This is a genomic window from Streptomyces sp. NRRL B-1140 (assembly GCF_001280065.1).
Lineage (GTDB): Bacteria > Actinomycetota > Actinomycetes > Streptomycetales > Streptomycetaceae > Streptomyces.
Window position 1 is genome coordinate 1 of sequence record NZ_LGEA01000155.1, and the last position, 1,048, is coordinate 1,048.

Annotated in this window: 1 rRNA gene; it reads right to left on the reverse strand. The window is 57.4% G+C overall.

The annotated features are described in order from the left end of the window. Positions 1 to 1,048: ribosomal RNA gene (locus ADK65_RS34470) — 23S ribosomal RNA — on the reverse strand; the annotation flags it as partial.

Genomic DNA, 1,048 nt, shown 5'->3' on the forward strand with positions numbered 1-1,048 from the left:
CCTACACCCTTACCCCGGGACAACCACCGCCCGGGATGGACTACCTTCCTGCGTCACCCCATCACTCACCTACTAACCGCTTGGTTCAGCGGCTCCACCACTCCCCTTTGCCCGAAGGCTCCGGGGCGGCTTCACGGCCTTAGCATCACGATGCTCGATGTTTGACGCTTCACAGCGGGTACCGGAATATCAACCGGTTATCCATCGACTACGCCTGTCGGCCTCGCCTTAGGTCCCGACTTACCCTGGGCAGATCAGCTTGACCCAGGAACCCTTAGTCAATCGGCGCACACGTTTCTCACGTGTGAATCGCTACTCATGCCTGCATTCTCACTCGTGAACCGTCCACAACTACCTTCCGGTGCTGCTTCACCCGGCACACGACGCTCCCCTACCCATCACAGCACCCGTTGGGGCTTATACTGCAATGACACGACTTCGGCGGTACGCTTGAGCCCCGCTACATTGTCGGCGCGGAATCACTAGACCAGTGAGCTATTACGCACTCTTTCAAGGGTGGCTGCTTCTAAGCCAACCTCCTGGTTGTCTCTGCGACTCCACATCCTTTCCCACTTAGCGTACGCTTAGGGGCCTTAGTCGATGCTCTGGGCTGTTTCCCTCTCGACCATGGAGCTTATCCCCCACAGTCTCACTGCCGCGCTCTCACTTACCGGCATTCGGAGTTTGGCTAAGGTCAGTAACCCGGTAGGGCCCATCGCCTATCCAGTGCTCTACCTCCGGCAAGAAACACACGACGCTGCACCTAAATGCATTTCGGGGAGAACCAGCTATCACGGAGTTTGATTGGCCTTTCACCCCTAACCACAGGTCATCCCCCAGGTTTTCAACCCTGGTGGGTTCGGTCCTCCACGAAGTCTTACCTCCGCTTCAACCTGCCCATGGCTAGATCACTCCGCTTCGGGTCTTGAGCGCGCTACTGAATCGCCCTATTCGGACTCGCTTTCGCTACGGCTTCCCCACACGGGTTAACCTCGCAACACACCGCAAACTCGCAGGCTCATTCTTCAAAAGGCACGCAGTCACGAGA